Below are 18,541 nucleotides of genomic sequence, written 5' to 3'. Positions count from 1 at the left end.
CTCGCACTACCTGTCAGCTTTACATTTCCGCCACAACGGCATGTTAGGGACTTACACCCTTTAGAGCGAAGCGCTGCCAAGCGCACAAAGAAGCACGAGAACCGTCCCCGTGCTTCCATTAGCAGATACAAGTTTTTCGTTTGACACCGATTTTATTGCGTTCTTCTATTTTTTTGATATAGGGAACAGCGAGAGGAACTTTACAGGCTGTTTTGCCCATATTGACATGGACTTTGCCGATGGTTTCGGCAACCTGAATCGCTTCCTCATGTAAGGCTGTAACGTAGGCTCCTACACTAATGACAAAGCCGTTCATGACATAACGCACCCGATTTTTTTCTTGATGAATCGTAGTTTCGGCCCTCATAAGCCAAGTGCGGATTTCCTCTAAATCGAGCTTTTCATCGGGTGTAATGGATAAATAGTTGGCATACGTACTCCAGCCAGCAACGGCTATCATTTCTTCCTCTGATTCCATCCATTCCCGTGCCAATTCCAGAGCATAAAGACTTTCAGCCGTCACACTTGCCACGGTATATTCCGCAAGCAGATACCAATTGGCTTTTTCCACCCAACTTTGCAGAGTTTCCTTTGTCATCAATTTGGGATTCACAGATAGTCCAGCTAAATACATGGCATCCGAATTGCCTGTTTCATATAAGGCTAAAGCTAACTCCTGTTCTTTTTTTACATATTTGACGAGCTTTTTTAAATCTCCTACTTTTACTCCAAACAGGCTGCCACTCGCCCCGTGCTTCATAAACGTTTTCTTGGTTTGCTCGGAACCCATCTCTTGAAGTTTTTGCATAATCTCCTCAACCGTCATATAATTCCTCCCCAAAAGGACTTTTCCCTATTTTACCATTTATTAGAGATGTTTTCTTCTAGCTTGGCTTCTATCGGATCCCTTTCAGTTTCTTCGAGAAACGATATGGTTTCGACTCTTTTCAATTTAGGCTTAACTAATCAAACGTTTAATTAAAAATGCCTAAACACTTGCCATTCGTGATATTCCCCTCTAATCTAGCAAAAAAATTGTCGAGTTACATCCGTACAACCCACAGAAAAAAAGACAATTTCCCGGAAAATTCTCTAAGGTTAGCTTAAGCTGGATTTGCAAATAACAAACCGAATATATTAAATATGGTGATAATCGAGAGGTTAAGTTGCATAAAAAAGGACTGACTATCGCTTAGTCAGTCAATTTGACCGAAGGTGCTTCCTTCCCGTCTACTATATCTTATGCAAGAGATGGACAAGGGTTTCATCAATCTATGAATTTGTTGAAAGTTTTTGTCTGCAATTTCCTATTGGCATCCTTATATGCATTAGGACACTATTTCTATTTATCATATTGAGAGGTCGGATTCGTCAAACGCCAGCCTCTCTTTTAAAGGAATCATGAGAACCGTCCCCCTGCTTCCAGTCAAGAGATATTTTATATTATAGTAATAATATTTTTGAATTAGAAAAAAATACTCTTAGGAAAGGAGGGATACGAATGTCTATGAAAAAGTGGTTAACTGGATTGGCCTGCCTGCTTGCACTGATTGTGGTTATGACAACCCAAGACACACTCAGTGTATCGGCCAAATCCGTCGAAGTAACACAACCTATTGAGTCAGCTAGTTCGATTGAGGTCAAGTTGAACGATGATTTCTTTGATCCGAAAGTCATCACGATTCCGAATGGAAAAGCCACAACGTTGATATTGAAAAACCAAGGTAAGAAAGAGCACACCTTCACAGTGGAAAAGCTCGGAATTGACGCCGAAGTTCAGCCAGGAAAAGAAACGACCGTTACCGTAAGACCAGTAAATCCCGGTACATATGATCTCATATGCCGATACCATTCTCAGGAAGGAATGGTTGGAAAAGTAATAGTCAAATAACAAGCAAGGTCAATTTGGCCTTGCTTGTTTCTTTTTGTACTTTCCTGAACTCGAGCTCGAAGAAGATTCTCCAGTTATTATAAGCATAATGGCAACGTTACCTAAATAATTCCCTTGACGATGCTATTGTTTGTGAAGCGCATATCATATGTATGCTAAGAAAATAAGCTTTTGGGGTCCCAAGCCTATTTTCTTGCCATATAAAACTTTACAAAAAAATTCGTCATTCCATATGCAACCACCGAGATGGTTATATCGATAAAAAAAATATGAACGATCGTAAGTCCCTTTCCTATTGTAACGAACCCTACCACCTTCTCAATGGGGGCAAAACCAAAAGCAAGTACAGCGCTGAGACCAGCAGTCCAGACAAAAAAATTATGTTCATGTTTAATGCAATATTGATATAGAAGCATGAAGGAGACAGGAATAAGGGATGCTGTTATTCCTAAACCCTGTGGTAAGATTGGCATTAGGAAGTAGTAATGGTCGATAAAACCTTGTCTTATAAGTGCTAGATCTGTATATGTCCATAACATATGTACTGTATATCCAAAGAAAAGAATTTCTAAGGTTCTCTTTCGGTCAAGCTTCAACAAGAGCACAATCAATGGAGCAAGCAAGAAAAGTAGTAGGACCCAGAACTGCCAGTTTCCCCAGTCAGAATACATACGCCAAAAAGAATACATTAACGATGTAACCTTTTCACTCGCCTTGTTTATTTCTTGCCAATACTCTACACCTGACATGCAAGTACCTCCTGCCTATACGGTGAAAAGCCACCTTTATCATAATAATAGGCAGCTGCTTCTTTTCACTTTAATTCTTTTGCTAAACTATTGCCGATTTTTATCACCTGCTATCATTAAATTATCCAAGCACCTTATTTTCATACTCATTTGCGAAATACAAAAAAAAAACAATTGAGAGGCCGGATTCGTCAGAACCCGGCCTCTCTTTCAATGGGAATCATGAGAACCGTCCCCCTGCTTCCGCTTCTTTGGAATCACGAGAACCGTCCCCGTGATTTTTCTCCATTTATACCGATGTAGCGCCTTGTCCACCGTCAATTCGATAATAAGATCCTGAGATAAACGATGCCTTATCAGAAGATAAGAAAACCATCAGATCCGCAATTTCTTCTGGAGTAGCGTAACGCTTCATTGGTACACTGTTTTCGAACAAGGTACGTGCTTGATTTTCCTGACCCGGCATAGCATTGGTTTCGATAGACTTCATCATTTGAGTGTCAACTCCTGAAGGACAAACCGCGTTCACTCTAACACCATAATCAGCGACTTCTAATGCAGCAGTTTTATTTAAGCCAAGAACCGCATGTTTAGAGGCAACATATAGACCCATACCAGGAGCACCAAGCAAACCACCATTGGATGCAGTGTTGACAACAGCCCCGCTTCTTTGTTCCTTCATAACTGGCAGTACATACTTTAAGCCCAAAAAGGCGCCCAAAACATTTACCCCAAAGACCGCTTGAAAGTTATTTACTGTTTGTTCATCTAAATTAGCAAATTTACCATTAATGCCAGCATTATTAATAAAAACATCAATCTTACCGTATGCATTTTTGGTTTCCTCCACATACCGCTTAACCTCTTCTTCCTTAGAAACATCAGCAGAAAGTAAGAGAATTTCTTTTGCTTCAATCGAACCTGCTGCTTTTTCTAACGCTTCTTTGGATAAGTCAACAAGTGCTAGTTTAGCCCCTTCTTTAGCAAAAGCCTTTGCAGCAGCAATTCCAATCCCCCCTGCAGCCCCAGTAATCAAAACCACTTTATCAGAAAAACTCATATGTCCCATCCCCTTTGTAATAAATGACTACCCCATGATAACGCGCACATTGTAGATTGTCGACAATTTTGCTTAAGGAGGGAATCATGGGGACGGTTCTTGCGGTTCCGAATCACGAGAACCGTCCCCATGATTCCCCTAAAATTTCACCCTCAGTCTAATGTCTCTAACAATAAATCGGGGATTATTTCCTTGGCTTTCTCTATATCATTTTCTTTAATCCAATGAATTAACTTCTGCATTTTGTGATGATAGAAGTTCATCGTTTCTATGGTCCATTTAACTTGAGCAAACACGTTAAGAATATAAACGGATTCTCTATAAAATTTAGATAAAGCCTTGTTTTCAGCTACTTCGAAGAGATAATTTGTTAATAGAGTAGCTTTCTGCTGATAACCGAGCAGTTCATTCACAGCAAACATCTCGGTCATGCTCTCTAGCTTCAACGTTAAATTTTCGATTCTTTCCGCGGTCCACTTATCCTTAGAAAAATCAAGAGCCATCTGTATCAGTCCAATCATAACCTCTGTGTACTCTCTAATTTCAAGGCTAGTAAGCGACTTAACAACAGTCCCCTTTCTTGGTATTCTCTCCACGATATTATCCACTTGTAATAAATACAAGGCCTCACGAACCGGTGCACGACTAGTCTGCAGCTCTGTGGCAACAGCGTCCTCAACGATTTTATCTCCTGGCACTAAGTCACCCTTCATAATTTTTGTCAAAATATGCTTGGCAATCTGTTCCGGCAACGACTCACCAAACCGATTCCCATTATCCATATACGGAAAAGTACTCCTAATCAATTCCTTCACTCCATAGAAATTACAATTTCCTTATCATTTTATCATAGAATCATGGGGACGGTTCTATTGATTCGGAATCAAGAGAACCGTCCCCGTGATTTCATCTATAGTTTAATAATCCCTCTTCGGAATAATTCTGCTACGGCATGGGCCCGGTTCTGGGCACCGAGTTTATTGATGGCGGATTTTACATATTGTTTTACGGTTACTTCGCCGATTCCCATATAAGAGGCCATTTCCTTGGTACTTTCACCACGGGCAATTCGTTTCATGACTTCTAGTTCTCTTTTACTGATCAGGGAGGTGGAACCTTCCACAATGGTAGAATCATCGAGCACCTTCCCTGCTAGTTTGCCAAATAAGGTTAACGAAGACAGCATTTGATCGTCCATCATGATGGTACCTTTTTCAAATTGTGTCGTACAAATATAGCCAATGACAACGCTTCCAAAACAAAGTGGTACAACGGCTGAGGAATTAATCGGAAACCTGCCTGAAAATTTGCAGGATGAATGTTTTAAAAAGTATTCAATTCCTGTACTAAATTTCGCTTTTCTATCACGGATAGCTGCGTAAATGAGGGGGATGGTCTGGATGTCATCACGAATATCGCCAATATGGACTAAGCCAGATGATGATAAAGCAATAATGCCTTCACCAAGATGTTCTAACGGGGAATACCTAAACAAAAAGGCATCCGAGACAGGAAAAAGTTCCAAATACACTTTCAGCATTTCAAACAATTTCTCTTTCTGATTCGAAAGTGATTCTAGGTTTCGAACTCGCTCTTGTAACGTAAAACTAGTTAAGACCATACTACCTCCTTTTTAGGGAACAATATATTCAAAATTAGGAATATTCATATTATAAAATTAATTATATTATTTTCCTAGATGGTTTGAATACTATTTTTTCTAACTATCAAAAAATGGATAGAAAAGAGGGAGATCGTTTTGACTCAATTAATTCCACAAGCAAAAGCCTATTTAGAAGCATTTTATCAAATGCCGCTGCTTCAAACATTAAAAGCGCAGGAAGTAAGAGATTTATTTGCCATGATACCTCCTGTTGAAGTAGAGCTGGCACCACTTGCGAAAGTGGAGGACAGGCTGATCCCTGTAAGTGACGGTGCTGAAATTAAAGTCAGAATCTATACTCCTGAAGGTGAAGGACCATTCCCTCTCTTTGTCTACTATCATGGGGGCGGCTGGGTCATTGGTGACCTTGAAACGGCTGATGCAAGCTGCCGAATGATCGCGAACCGAACAGAAAGAGTGGTGGTTTCTGTCGATTACCGGCTTGCGCCTGAATATAAGTTTCCGATTCCTGTACAAGATTCATATGATGCCTTAAAGTGGGTTAGCGAAAATGCTGCATCTCTAAATGCAAACGCTTCCGATATTGTGGTTGGCGGCGATAGTGCAGGTGGTAATATATCCGCTGTTGTTTCCATGATCGCCCGGGATCAAAACGGTCCAAACATTTCCGCACAAGTGTTAATCTATCCTGTTACAGATTTGGCTTATGATAGCCGCTCTTATAAAGAATTTGCCGAGGGCTATGGGCTTGACCGTGACCTGATGATCTGGTTTGGCGACTATTATATCCAAAACCAATTCGATACAAAAAATATCTATGCAGCGCCACTTCTAGCCAATAACCTCAAGAACCTCCCTCCAGCTTTTGTCGTAACCGCCGAATGTGACGTCCTCCGCGATGAAGGGATCGCGTATGCAAACCGCTTAAAGGATGCGGGAGTACAAGTACAAGCTTTTACAGAGCCAGGAGTCATTCACGGATACTTTACCAATATGGCCGTGTTCCCGGAACAGATTAAAAGTAACATTTCAAAAATCGCCCAATTTATAAACACATCCACTAAAGTGACCCAAGCCAACCGTTAAGATAGAAAGGTTTACGATATGGATTGAATTTGATAGGGGGAATCGAAATGCCATCTACTAAAAAGGAAAATCAAGTAACCACTCTCGATGCGGTAGTCATCGGAGCCGGTTTTTCAGGATTGTATATGCTTTACCGCTTGCGTGAGGCGGGGCTGTCTACCCGTGTCTATGAGGCAGCAGGCGGTGTGGGAGGCGTATGGTATTGGAATCGCTATCCAGGAGCTCGCTGTGACTCTGAAAGCATTTATTATAACTATACCTTCTCTGAAGAATTGTACAAAGAATGGTCGTGGACTTCACGATACCCTGAACAGCCTGAAATCCTTAAGTATTTGAACTTCGTAGCCGATAAATTCGACCTTCGCCGGGACATTCAATTTAATACCCGGATCCAATCGGCCCGCTACGATGAATCATCCAATCGATGGAACATCCGAACAGAAGATGGCGAGAGCATTTCCGCTACCTATTTCATCACCGGGGTTGGCTGTATTTCCACTGCCAATATCCCAAATATGAAAGGCTTAAACAACTTTAAAGGCGATTGGTACCATACCGGACACTGGCCGCATGAAAAAGTGGATTTCACTGGAAAGCGAGTTGGAATTATCGGTACGGGCTCAAGTGGTGTTCAGGCGATTCCAGTCATCGCGAAAGAGGCAGCCCACCTTACCGTTTTCCAACGAACACCTCAGTATACGGTTCCAGCTAGGAACCATCCGTACACGAAGGAATATATCCATCAAGCAAAAGAAAACTTTCATGAAATAAAGAAAACAATACGTGCCTCCTTAGCCGGCCTGCCTACCCCGCCAAGCGATCGTTCCGCACTAGAAGATTCACCAGAAGTCCGGCAGCAGGTATTTGAAGAAGCTTGGAAGGAAGGCGGTCCTGCCATCTTGTTCTCTTATGCTGACCTCCTTGCAAGTGAGGAAGCAAACGAAACCATTTCATCGTTTATCCGCTCGAAGATACACGAAATCGTTCAAGACACGAAAACGGCTGAAAAGCTTACACCATTTTATTATTATGGCACCAAACGGGCGATTATTGATACAGACTATTATGAAACCTATAACCGTCCAAATGTCGATTTGGTCGATGTGAAAAAAGCTCCGATTCAAGAAATTACGGCTAACGGAATTCGAACAGCCGATGCGGAGTATGAATTGGATGTGATTGTTTTTGCCACCGGTTATGACGGGATGACAGGCTCCCTCTTTAAAATGGATATCCGCGGCAGAGATGACGTTTCCCTTAAAGACAAATGGGAAAATGGTTCAGCGACGAGTACCTATTTAGGCATTTCAACCGCTGGATTCCCGAATATGTTCATGATTACAGGTCCAGAAAGTCCATCTGTACTGGGCAACATGCCGGTAGCGATTGAACAGCACGTGGAATGGGTCATGGATTGTATCGAGTATCTTCGCAAGCATGATATGGTTTCCATCGAGGCCAAAGAGGATGCTGAAAGAGCCTGGAGCAAGCATTGCCGCGAATTAGCCGACACCACCCTCTATACCAAAACAGAGTCCTGGTACACCGGCGCCAACATCGAAGGAAAAGCACGCGGATTCCAAATCTACGTCGGCGGCTATGGCCCCTACCGCGACCGATGCACAGAAATCGCAGCCAAAGGCTACGAAGGATTCACACTCACCACCATCGTAAACACAGTAGTTTAACGGGGAAGCATGGGGACGGTTCTCTGCTTCAGAATCACGGGGACGGTTCTCATGATTCGGAAGCACGAGAACCGTCCCTTTGATTCCATTTTAATTGAAAAAGCTTGGACAATTGCATGGCAAGGTATTGCGGAGTATAGGGCATATCCTTTCGTAACCAAGCGGTGATGGTACCGATTAGTGCTGAGGAACTATACCAAATGGAAATATCGCTTTGGATACCTTGCATAACGAGAAAGGGGTTATTCTCCGTTCTCTCAGTGATGGTTCTCGAAAGAATCGTTAACAAACGCTCTGTAAAGATAGGCGTTCGTCTGGAACCAAGAACGACCTTATAGAATTTAGCATTCTCGGCTATATACTCAAGCAAGGCGATAAGATTCAACCATCTAATTTCTTCAGCGGAATCTTGACTCGTTATCTCCCTTTTAATAATCCCCTCAATATCCTCGGCCATTTCCTGCGCCATTTTTTCGAGCATGTCTTGTATATCATGATAGTGCAAATAAAACGTCACACGGTTAATGGTTGCCCGTTCCGCAATCCGATTCACCGTTATTTTATTTAAGTCCATCTCCTGCAGCAGATCGATTAATGCATCCTTGATTAATTGGCGCGTCCGAAGGATCCGAGGATCTACTCGTGACTTTGAATTCTCCATCCCAACTACACCTTTCCATCAGTAATTTACAATTATCTAGTTTCTGTCTATCATCTTCAACTTTTACGACAAAATGTAAAAAAGTGATAACTAATTTACACTTTATAAAAAATTGACGATTGCCAGAACCTGATTTCTACTGTAATTTATACAGTGTTAATTATTAAACACTTTGTAAAAAAAGTCTACATTCGAATGAGAAGGGATTGGAGAGAATTGAGTAATATTCCTAAGTCTGACACAATTTCAATAAAGAAAGGGCCTATTATGTTCATCATGATTTTAGGCGCTTTCCTTGCAACCTTAAACCAAACACTCATGAGCGTCGCGACTCCTGAACTAATGGTTGAATTTAAAATTACAGCTGCAACCGCACAGTGGTTAACAACAGGTTACATGCTTGTAAATGGAGTTTTGATTCCCATAACCGCTTACTTAATGCAGCGGTTTACGACTCGTGAGCTTTTTCAAGCATCCATGTTTATTTTTCTAGGCGGAACTATCGTTTCAGCCGTTGCAACCGGATTTCCTTTATTGTTAACGGGACGCATGATTCAGGCCGCTGGTGCAGGAATCATTATGCCACTCTTAACAAATGTCATTTTGACCATCTTCCCTCCTGAAAAAAGAGGAGCTGCCATGGGGATGGTCGGGCTAGCGATCATTTTCGCCCCTGCGATTGGACCTACTATTGCGGGTTACATTATTGAAAACTACAAATGGGAAACGATGTTTTACGGAATGATACCATTTACTATCATTGTCATTGTTCTTGGCTTTATTTATCTCCGCAATGTATCCGATCGTATCAAGACAAAGCTTGATTTCCTAAGTGTGATCCTTTCTACCATTGGTTTCGGATCCTTGCTTTATGGCTTCAGCCGAGCTGGTAGCCTTGGGTGGTCAGACAAGGAAGTACTAAGTACGATTGCGGTAGGAATCTTGGCCCTTGCACTCTTTGCATGGAAGGCGCTCAAATCGCAAAAGCCATTGCTTGACTTGCGTGCATTCAAGTACAATATGTTCTCCTTAACGACCATCATCAATATTGCGGTAACCATGGTGATGTATGCCGATATGATGCTGCTACCGCTTTATCTTCAAAATGTCCGTGGTTACACAGCGATTGAGTCCGGCCTTCTTCTTCTACCGGGCGCGCTAATAATGGGCTTTCTTATGCCAGTGACCGGTAAGCTGTTTGACCGATTTGGCGCCAAATGGTTAACTATTATTGGAATGATCATTACCATCGTGACAACATTGGGCTTTACAGATTTGACGGACTCTACTAGTTTTCTCTATTTAGTTCTTATGTCAACGGGGCGCCGAATTGGAATGGCTTTGATGATGATGCCTTTACAGACTGCTGGTTTGAATCAACTGCCACAGAGTTTAAATGCGCATGGAACTGCAATAAGCAATACCATCCGTCAAGTAGCCGGTGCGGTCGGTACTTCACTACTCGTTACTGTAATGTCGGACCGAACAAAAACGCATCTGCAGGATATGATTCCAACTGCAGCCGCAAAAGGCTTGAATCAAGCGCAGCTAATTAAAGAAGCCACCATCCAGGGCATTAATGACGCCTATCTCGTCATTGTCGGGATCGGCATCATCGGATTACTACTTTCCCTCTTTATCAAAAAAGTAAAACAAGCAACCGAAACAGAACCTACCACTATCAAAGTAAAAAACAAACTGGAAACAAACTAACAGCAAATCAGGGGGACGGTTCTTTTGATTCCGAATCATGAGAACCGTCCCCCTGATTCCGTTCTTTGGAAGCGCGAGAACCGTCCCCTTGATTCTTTCAGAGCGACATATTAAGAGTAAAATAGTAGCAAAAATAAAATAAGAGAATAAGGATCATTTCGGGGGTATACTAAGAAAAAAAGAGAGAGACTGGTGAGCCCTGATTGATCGATTGGTTTTATCTACATGTAATTAACACAAACTGGTTCCTACTATTTGGTGTGTCTTTACCATCCATATTCGGACTATATATTATTTATAAACTAATCAAGCTCTCCCTAGATCAAAGTGACAACAACCAAAATAACGAGGACACTCAAAGTAACCAGAAAGAAAATCAGGGGGAAAATCAGGGGGACGGTTCTCCTGCTTCTCAGGAATCATAGGGACGGTTCTCTTGATTCGGAAGCACGAGAACCGTCCCTATGATTCCCCCTTGATTCCCCCCAACCAAAAAAGGACCACACATCCTAAATGTGTAATCCTTTATTCTTTAATTTGGCTCTTATTGATTTAGCGTCCCTGTTACTTCTTGGTTAGCTTGCAGCCTTTGTTTTTTGACTTTCCGGAAATGGAATAATTCATAGAATGTCGGAATCACAATCAGCGTCAGAAGTGTCGACACGATAAGTCCGAAAATAACCACAACCGCAAGTCCCTTAGAAACAAGATTCATACTCATGCCCGATTCATGGGCAAACAGAAGCGGCAGCATGGCGAACACCGTCGCCAATGCAGTCATAAGGATCGGGCGGAGCCGGACGACTCCCGCTTCCATAATCGCCTCGCGTATACTCATCCTTTCCTCATTATGACGAATTCGGTCAACCAGAACAATCGCATTCGTTACCACAATTCCAACAAGCATTAACATCCCGATACCCGAAGAAATATTAATACTAGAATGAGTAATTACCAGTCCTAATAAAGATCCAATCGCCGCAAGCGGCAATGAAATCAAAATCGCAATGCTCGCACGGAACGACTTTAACGTAACGAGCAAAATCATAAACACAATCCCAATCGAGAACATCGCCAATCGAGCCAGATCCCCCAATTGATCCGATGACTGCATCGAAGAACCAGTGAGCTCAGCACTTGTACCTTTAGCGAAATTTTTATTCCAAGATACAAGTTGTTTCTGAATCTCGCCCGCTACGTTCACCATTTTATCAGGATCGACCTGCGCGGTTACCTGCAGATAATGATGCCCGTCTTTTGTAAAAATGGTCCCTTGCTTCTGGCTTTCTTCCACCTTAGCAATGCTCGATAGAGCAACAGGTCCATTTGGAGTCATGAGCTGAAGATTTTTTACATCGTCCACTGTTTGAACCTCTTTTAAAGCTCCCAATTGGACAGTAGTGGTCCTTCCCTCAATCTTCATGCTCCCAATCACAGCAGGCTGAATCATCGCATGAACAGACTGGGCGATTTCCTGTGCATTTGCTACCTTCGAATCCACCTCAATCGAAACAGTTGGTTTGGTATTTTGATCATTACTTTCTACTTTTTCAACACCATCAATGCCGCTCATTTCTTTCTTCACTTGATCAGCGGCATTTTTAATATCTTCATCATTCTTACCCAATACATCAACAGAAACAGTCGTTTTATTGGTTCCCAACAATCCAGCTGTGTCCGCAGTCAGCTCCGCACCTGAAAACTGGTCCTTTTCCTTGCGGATATCTTTCACAAATGCAGCAGAATCCTCTCCTTTTTTAAGAAAAACGACCATTCGAACTGAGTTGGCATCTTGCAAATTGCCATACTGCGCCGCATCCTCATTCACTCCTGCTATGGCAATATGGGTTTCCACCCTTTTATCCTCTGAAAGAAGGGATTCCATCTTCGAAACACCATCTTTTATTTCGTTATATGGCGTTCCATTATGATAGCTAAGGCCGATCGATATGTAGGCGGAATCCTTCTGATCAATCGAACCTTTAGGCATGCTCGCAAATAACCCGACTGACCCAACGACAACGAGAATCGCTACGATGATCGGAAGCCATTTATGATTCAGCGACCATCTCAACACAGATGGGTAGAACGAATTCGGCTTGTGTTCTTTCATCTTAACCTTTTTCATCATCCGCCCGCTAAGGACTGGTACCACTGTTAACGATACAAAAAGTGACGAGAGTAAGGAACAAGCGATCGTAATGGCGAACGGGGCAACAAGATCTCTTAAACCTCCCGAAACCAGCAGAAATGGAAGGAATACGGCCACGGTTGTAAGGGTCGATGACGTGATGGCTGATCCTACTTCCTTTACCGCATCAATCAGAAAGGCAGGCGTTAATTCATGATTTTTTTTCCTTCGATAAATATTTTCAACGACAACGATACTATCATCCACGAGCCTTCCGACTGATACCGCAATTCCTCCGAGCGTGAGGATGTTTAAGGTAACATCAAAGAAAGATAGTAAAATCATCGTCACGCAAAGAGACAGTGGAATACTTACAATCGTGATCAAAGTCATTCGGAAACTGCGCAGGAATAACCAGATAATCAGTGCCGCAAATAAAGCACCTGTCAATACTTCTCTTGTCATCGAATTGATGGAATCAAGAACTGTATCCGCTAAATTCAGCAAGATAGTGGCATGCAGTGTTCCCTTATAGTCTTGATTGATTTTCTTCACCGCATCTTCCACCTGTTTTCCAAGGGTGACCGCATTAGAGGTGGAATCCTTCTGTATCACGACATCGATAAAATTCTCCCCGTTCAAATGGGTGATGCTCTGGGTATCTTTTTGCAGGCTAATATCAGCAACATCCTGCAGTTTGGTATTACCGTTTAATTGAATGTTTTTAAGGTCATCAAGTGATTCCAATTTTCCTGTAACAATAATGCTTGTCGCCTCATTGTTTAGCGATTGTTCGCCCACTGCAACAGAAGCATTTTTTCCTTGAAGAAGCGTATAGAGTTTTTCAAGCGGAAATTTTGCGGCCGCTAATTTAGCAGGATCCACTTTAATCATCACCTGTTGATTTTCTCCGCCATTTGTAATAACATTGCCAACACCTTTTAGGTCTTTGAACATCGGCATAATCTCGTTTTCAACAATGTTTAACTGCTTATTTCCAATTTCTTCATCAAAGGTCAGACCTAATTCTACAATTGGAATTTCCGAAGTGTTGAGGTTGACGACAAATGGCTTCATGACTCCATTCGGGAGCGTGACCATTGAAATTTTTTCCTCAATTTGCTGCTTGGCTGCTTTTATATCAATACTAGATTCAAATGTGACTGTCATCTGGGTAAAATTGTTTCCAGTTTGTGCTACGACATTTTGTTTTCCTCTGACGCCGTTTAATGCTTTTTCAATTGGCTGTGTCACTTGTTCATCCATGCTTTCCGCATCGATACCATTTCCAACTACTGATATGGTCACGTACGGCTGGTCGGCAGATGGCATCAGTTCCATTGGTATGGTGGTATAATTAAAAATACCAAAAACCATAGAAGCGATGACAGCGAAAGCCAATGCCGCTCTGTTCCGCAGCGCCCATTTGGTAAACCAAGTCATATAGACCCCCCCTATCAATATATGAACCAGGTAAATTGTACCCTCTTTTCCATAATATGTATATGATATTTATCTCATTTTTACAAAAAAATTACTTTTTTATAAAACTTGCGGGAGTGGGATAAAACCTTACATCTGATTGCACTTACACTATATCTGTCATTTCACCATATTTCGAGATTAAACAAACGTTTAATTAAAATCGTAAAATCCTCCGCCAACACTTCATTTCTCTCTATCATCCTTTGAACGAACTGTCGAAAAAGAAGTCTATTTTAAAAAAAGGAACTCAGGTTAGTGACTGAAATAGTTAAATGCTAATACCTTGTCTAGTTACCTATGGCGCCAATTTCTCCGTGGGTCAAACATGTTTGCCTTTTTAAAAAATAGGGTAATAAAAAACAGAGGAATCACGGGGACGGTTCTCATGATTCGGAAGCACAAGAACCGTCCCCATGATTCATGTAATACGACAAAATAACTAATCTCTTTTACCATAAAACAACATACTTCTTGTCCACTTCCTGTTATGCTAAAAACAAAGAAGTAGAAGGAGGAATTCAATGCAAACATGTATAGTCATTCCAACCCCGCTTAGGTTTAAGACATTCATGGAAATTGCCTTAGAAGTTACTTTTTCTATCCTCGATCCGGTAACACATAACAATGTAAAAAGATTACTAAACAGAGTTCCTAACAATCTATCAACAGAAACCTTAACAACCTCAATGGAAGAGAAAAATCAAATAAGAGAATGTTTGAATGCATTTAAACAATCAAGAACCTATTATTGGGTAAGAGAAGACTTCCTACAAGAATTAAAAGATTTAGAAGGACAATGCTAGTGACGACAAACCCTGTCGTCTTTTTTTTTGTCGTTTTTGGGGATCAAACAATCCAAAGGAGCGAGTGGAGTATGTATTCTTATATTGGGTGTGGCTGTAATGGGCGTTTAAGTTTTTCTGCTTAACATTGTTATTGTTATAACGCTGTTAATAACCAAATCCCATCCCCTCCTCCAAATTCCCTAAATAGATTACAATAAAAGTAATTATTACATTACCTTCTTGACATTGTTCTAGCAATATATCATCCTAGTAAAAAAAGGAAATCCTACCATTTTCCCATCAAGGCAAAATCATATCCTTTATACATAAGCTAAGGAGGAAATCATGAAAACTTTAATTCGTGGCGAAAAGGTCAAATTAATGGATACTACCCCTTCTCTTCAATTACAGGTTGAGATTGAAGTGAAATCAAACTTCGAAATAGATATAACTTGCTTCGGTTTAAGCGCTAACAAAACAATAATAGATGACCGTTACATGATCTTCTATAATCAACTGCAATCTCCATTGCATGAAATTCAACTACAAGACCATAGCAGTGGGAAAGGTACATTTCAGATAGATTTATCAATGCTTCCTACATCTGTACAATGTCTTGTATTTACTGCGACCATCGATGGGAATGGAACAATGGGAACTATTTCATCTGGAAGGCTAAATATCAAAGCAAGCGGTCAAACCATCTTGACATATTCTTTTAATGGAAGCGATTTTAATAATGAAAAAGCAATCATCCTGACTGAAGTATATTTCAAAGACCTTTGGAGAGTATCATCAGTTGGCCGGGGTTTTGATGGTGGCCTCGCAGCACTATTAAAGCATTTTGGTGGCGAAGTTACAGAGGAACAGACTCAAACCTCCCCTCTCCCACCTATAACCAATCCCGCTATTGTACCATCGCCTCCTACTAACAATAAAAAGATACTTCTTGAAAAGAAATTGGAGAAACACGCACCCAAACTATTGGACCTATCTAAAAAAGCTAAAATCTCTTTAGAAAAAGTAGGCTTGCAAAACCATACGGCAAAAGTGGCTCTTTGTTTGGATATATCTGGATCAATGTCAAGTCTTTACCGTTCTGGAAAAATTCAAGAATTCGCCGAAAGGATATTAGCACTAGGAACCAGGTTTGATGATGATGGGTCCATAGATATTTTCTTGTTTGGAGCTAAAGCACACGATGCAGGAGAGTTAACAATTGATAACTTTAATGGATTTGTAAATAAACTAATAAAGCGCTATCCATTAGAAGGAAGCACTTATTATGGCAAGGCCATGAAAATGATTCGCCAGCATTATTTTGGCACAGCTTCCAAACGAAACAAGCCTTTTTCAAATGATGTGCCGGTTTATGTTATGTTTGTGACGGATGGAGCCACCTTTGATGAACAAGAAACCATCAATCATATCCAAGGCTCATCCTACGAGCCTTTATTCTGGCAATTCATGGCGATTGGAAAATCAAGTAAAGGAACGAAAAAGCGAGGATTCCTTCAACTATTTCAATCGGATTTCACATTCTTAGAAAAACTTGATGATCTATCAGGTCGATACTTAGATAATGCTAATTTCTTCAGTGTGGAAGACCCGAAATCCATTCCTGACAATGAGCTATACGATTTATTGATGCAAGAATACCCTGAATGGGTAAAGTCTGCATCAACAAAAGGATTAATAAACAAAGCCACAAGTAATATCAGATAATAATCGCAGTTTTCTTACAAATTAAAATAAACAAGGAGGTCAGTTAGTTGGCACCAATTGTAAGAGGTCAAAAAACAGCTATTACAAAACAAAACCCAGCTTTACGACAAATACAAGTAGGACTTAACTGGAATGCTCCTAATTCTATGGAAGTTGACGCTTCAGCATTTCTTGTAGGTACCGATGGAAACATCACAAAAGAAGCAGATTTTGTGTTTTATGGTCAGCCATCATCTAGTTGCCAAAGTGTTAAGTTAAATCAAATGGCTTCAGTTTTAGAAAAACAAAGTTTTTTCATTGACCTTACAAGGATTCCGCAATCAGTACAAAAGGTTGTTTTCTCCGTCACCATTCACAATGGTGAACAAAAGAAACAATCTTTTAAAGATGTTTCACAAATCGAATTAATAATGACCGATGAAAAAACACGAACAGAGATCGTTCATTTCCCTATAACCCATGGATTTTCAAATGAAACAGCTATTATTGTCGGCGATATCTATAGACATGCTGGTCAATGGAAGTTTAATCCGGTAGGAGCCGGTTATTTTGGTGGTTTAGCTGCGTTATGTAAGGATTTTGGAATTGAGGTGGCGACTGAAGCAAAACCGGTCCAACAAAAACAGGCAGTACCACCAACTCCAAAAACAACGCAAGCTGCACCACCACCTGTTACACAGCAAAGTAAGCCAAAAAAGATAGAATTGAAAAAGAAGCAATCTGTTAATATTCAAAAGTCAAAAATGGTTACAGCAACTTTGGAATGGAGTTCCAGTAAAGACTTGGATCTTTACTGTTTTTATGTAACAAAAGATAATGAATTTGGAAAAATCTATTACAGAAATTTAGGTTCTGCTACACTTGCACCATATATTGTTTTAGATGGGGATTCCTTAGAAGCTGGTAAAGAAACCATACGTATTTACCGTCCAGAAGCACTAAAATACGTTCTATTTGCTGCTTATAGTGCCCTTAGTAATGGAACCGGCAGTTTCTATAGGATGCGGGCCAAGGCAGTTGTAGATAATCACATGGGCAGTGTTGTCACAGCACCTCTTTTAGAGAGAAATGATTATGCTTACTGGGTTTGTATAGCACAAATTGACTTTACCAATCCTACTGACATGAAAATTTCACATGTAGAAACATACTCGGCAGATCATTCAGAGAACTCTCCATTGTTATACGCCGACGGGAGCTTCCAAATGGATGTTGGCCCGATTGAATTTAAAGATGAAGAAGACTATATTGACTATTTTGGCGAGTAAGGGGAACTACCACGATGGGGATGAAGATTAAATCACAAGAATTATTTAATAATGAAGAGATCCTTCTCGAACGGAAGGCAAATCTGATGATTAATATAAAAGATTTTGGTCTAAAAAAAATGGACTTCCATCTTTTTCAGAAAAAGGAAGCAATTGGCGGTAAGTTATATGTTACCAATTATCGTCTAATTTTCAAGCCCCACCTTGTAAACCGGGTAAAAGGAACGTTTAGTCTTATGTTGCCTAGTATTCTATCGACAAGGGATACATCTGTTCTACTTTCGAAAAAGATGACAGTGGATACGAATAGCCACTCTTATGAATTCGTCGTCTGGAAGAGAGAAGAATTAATATATACCATTGAAACATTGAAAAGAAAACTTTCCCACGAGGACCTAAGATACCTAAATGAACTTACTCATGGTCAACAATTATCCAAGTTTACTGAAATGGACCAAATCTTAAAAATATTTTTCAAACTTGCAAAATAAGTCAAAAATACTAATAGGCTTGAGCCAGATAAGCTGATAAATACATTCCCCTTATGCTGCATGAAAACAGGAAAATAGGAATTGTAAAGTAAAATAGAGTAGGCGCATGAAGTATTCATGCGCCTCTCACAGATCCGTACATGCGGGTCATCGCATACGGCTCCTCCATGCTTATCCCCGTTGG

At 40.8% G+C, this 18,541-nt stretch carries 15 protein-coding genes; 8 read left to right on the top strand and 7 right to left on the bottom strand.

What is annotated here, in order from left to right; all coding sequences use genetic code 11:
* Positions 1–118: 118 nt before the first annotated feature.
* Positions 119–826 (bottom strand): DNA alkylation repair protein, encoded by a 708-nt coding sequence (locus JOC76_RS28930; RefSeq protein WP_205182239.1) that lies wholly within the window; start codon positions 824–826, stop codon positions 119–121.
* A gap of 675 nt (positions 827–1,501) precedes the next feature.
* Between JOC76_RS28930 and JOC76_RS28925 the strand changes: the two genes are divergently transcribed.
* A complete protein-coding gene (locus JOC76_RS28925; protein ID WP_205182238.1) occupies positions 1,502–1,891 on the top strand; it encodes a cupredoxin domain-containing protein in 390 nt (129 codons plus the stop codon).
* 185 nt (positions 1,892–2,076) lie between these two features.
* On the opposite strand, the gene JOC76_RS28920 is transcribed toward JOC76_RS28925, so the two are convergent.
* From JOC76_RS28920 to JOC76_RS28905, 4 genes are all read right to left on the bottom strand, one after another.
* Positions 2,077–2,640: a hypothetical protein gene (locus tag JOC76_RS28920; protein ID WP_205182237.1), complete on the bottom strand. Its 564-nt coding sequence runs from the start codon at positions 2,638–2,640 to the stop codon at positions 2,077–2,079.
* Between the two features lie 289 nt (positions 2,641–2,929).
* The gene (locus JOC76_RS28915; RefSeq protein WP_205182236.1) at positions 2,930–3,700 is read right to left on the bottom strand and encodes an SDR family NAD(P)-dependent oxidoreductase; all 771 of its coding nucleotides are present in this window, start codon (positions 3,698–3,700) and stop codon (positions 2,930–2,932) included.
* A gap of 152 nt (positions 3,701–3,852) precedes the next feature.
* Complete coding sequence (locus tag JOC76_RS28910) at positions 3,853–4,506, bottom strand: GntR family transcriptional regulator (RefSeq protein WP_205182235.1); 654 nt, start codon at positions 4,504–4,506, stop codon at positions 3,853–3,855.
* A gap of 104 nt (positions 4,507–4,610) precedes the next feature.
* Entirely contained in the window at positions 4,611–5,321 is a 711-nt protein-coding gene (locus tag JOC76_RS28905; RefSeq protein WP_205182234.1) for a response regulator transcription factor, read from the bottom strand.
* Between the two features lie 138 nt (positions 5,322–5,459).
* Here JOC76_RS28905 and lipP1 point away from each other — a divergent pair, with 138 nt between their 5' ends.
* The gene (gene lipP1 / locus JOC76_RS28900; protein ID WP_239558113.1) at positions 5,460–6,410 is read left to right on the top strand and encodes a LipP1 family hormone-sensitive lipase; all 951 of its coding nucleotides are present in this window, start codon (positions 5,460–5,462) and stop codon (positions 6,408–6,410) included.
* Between the two features lie 47 nt (positions 6,411–6,457).
* Entirely contained in the window at positions 6,458–8,098 is a 1,641-nt protein-coding gene (locus JOC76_RS28895) for a flavin-containing monooxygenase (RefSeq protein WP_205182233.1), read from the top strand.
* 49 nt (positions 8,099–8,147) lie between these two features.
* On the opposite strand, the gene JOC76_RS28890 is transcribed toward JOC76_RS28895, so the two are convergent.
* Positions 8,148–8,759, bottom strand: coding sequence for a TetR/AcrR family transcriptional regulator (locus JOC76_RS28890; protein ID WP_205182232.1), 612 nt, complete (start codon positions 8,757–8,759; stop codon positions 8,148–8,150).
* Positions 8,760–9,026: 267 nt separating this feature from the next.
* Between JOC76_RS28890 and JOC76_RS28885 the strand changes: the two genes are divergently transcribed.
* Entirely contained in the window at positions 9,027–10,472 is a 1,446-nt protein-coding gene (locus tag JOC76_RS28885; protein WP_239558111.1) for a DHA2 family efflux MFS transporter permease subunit, read from the top strand.
* Between the two features lie 544 nt (positions 10,473–11,016).
* On the opposite strand, the gene JOC76_RS28880 is transcribed toward JOC76_RS28885, so the two are convergent.
* Entirely contained in the window at positions 11,017–14,046 is a 3,030-nt protein-coding gene (locus JOC76_RS28880) for an efflux RND transporter permease subunit (RefSeq protein WP_205182230.1), read from the bottom strand.
* A 563-nt stretch (positions 14,047–14,609) separates the two neighbouring features.
* On the opposite strand from JOC76_RS28880, the gene JOC76_RS28875 reads away from it, so the two are divergent.
* From JOC76_RS28875 to JOC76_RS28860, 4 genes are all read left to right on the top strand, one after another.
* On the top strand, positions 14,610–14,891 hold the full coding sequence (locus JOC76_RS28875) for a hypothetical protein (RefSeq protein ID WP_205182229.1): 282 nt from the start codon (positions 14,610–14,612) through the stop codon (positions 14,889–14,891).
* Positions 14,892–15,218: 327 nt separating this feature from the next.
* Positions 15,219–16,598 carry a VWA domain-containing protein gene (locus JOC76_RS28870; RefSeq protein WP_205182228.1) on the top strand — a complete coding sequence of 460 codons (1,380 nt, stop codon included), beginning with the start codon at positions 15,219–15,221 and terminating at the stop codon, positions 16,596–16,598.
* Between the two features lie 47 nt (positions 16,599–16,645).
* Positions 16,646–17,866 (top strand): TerD family protein, encoded by a 1,221-nt coding sequence (locus JOC76_RS28865; RefSeq protein ID WP_205182227.1) that lies wholly within the window; start codon positions 16,646–16,648, stop codon positions 17,864–17,866.
* 14 nt (positions 17,867–17,880) lie between these two features.
* On the top strand, positions 17,881–18,357 hold the full coding sequence (locus JOC76_RS28860; protein ID WP_205182226.1) for a hypothetical protein: 477 nt from the start codon (positions 17,881–17,883) through the stop codon (positions 18,355–18,357).
* The last annotated feature ends 184 nt before the right edge of the window (positions 18,358–18,541 follow it).

Source organism: Neobacillus cucumis, from assembly GCF_016908975.1.
GTDB classification, from domain to species: domain Bacteria; phylum Bacillota; class Bacilli; order Bacillales; family Cytobacillaceae; genus Neobacillus; species Neobacillus cucumis.
This window is presented reverse-complemented; position numbering and strand designations above follow the sequence as displayed.